The following is an 801-nucleotide window of genomic DNA, read 5'->3' as shown; positions in this document are numbered from 1 at the left end:
CTTCCACCTAAATTGAGTGATGCGGAAGTCATCACGATGGAAGTGATTGGTGAATTCTTAGGATTTTCAACAGATAAAGGGATTTGGACGTATTTTTGTCACCACTGGCGTGAGTGGTTTCCGGGGCTGGGTTCACGAGCCAATTTTGCCAAACAAGCCTCGAACCTTTGGGTTGTCAAACAAAAACTGCAAGAAAAGTTGGCGATATTATTGGGTGCCTTCGACAGGCCGGTACATATTATCGACGGATTTCCGCTGCCCGTCTGTGGGTTCAAAAGAGCTAAAGGGAGCGCCAACTTTAAAGGGCAAGCCGATTATGGGTATTGTGCCGCCAAGAACGAAACTTACTACGGATTTAAAGGGAATCTGATGATAGATGAAACCGGTGTGTTAACCGGGGTTACGTTGACTCCCGCCAGTGTCAGTGAACGTGAAGCTGCCTGGGATTTAGCCGCCCCGATAAAAGGGTATCTACTCGGTGATAAAGGCTATTTAGGTATTGAATTTAAACAGGAAATGAAGAAGCAGGGCATTGAGATGATTACGCCGATGCGTGCCAATATGGATGATCCTCTTCCCAAGGAAACGAGAAGCATGATCAATGCCAAACGCCGTTTAATTGAAACCGTGATTGGTCAACTTGCCGGACAATTTGCTATCGAGAAATGCTGGGCACGGGATTTGTGGCATTTGAGTAATCGAATTGCCAGAAAACTGCTTTCTCACACGTTGGGTATTTTTGCCAATTTTAAACAAGGTAAAAGTCAGCGCGACTGGCTTCAACAAGCCAACGTTATAGGA

At 45.7% G+C, this 801-nt stretch carries 1 protein-coding gene; it reads left to right on the top strand.

The window, feature by feature from the left end:
• The coding region (locus AAY47_RS15955; RefSeq protein WP_047771125.1) for an IS982 family transposase at positions 1 to 801 on the top strand (801 nt) is incomplete at both ends.

The sequence above is a fragment of the Xenorhabdus griffiniae genome (assembly GCF_001028135.1).
GTDB lineage: Bacteria > Pseudomonadota > Gammaproteobacteria > Enterobacterales > Enterobacteriaceae > Xenorhabdus > Xenorhabdus bakwenae.
The sequence above is the reverse complement of the archived record's forward strand: the minus strand, read 5'-3'. Positions and strand labels throughout refer to the sequence as shown.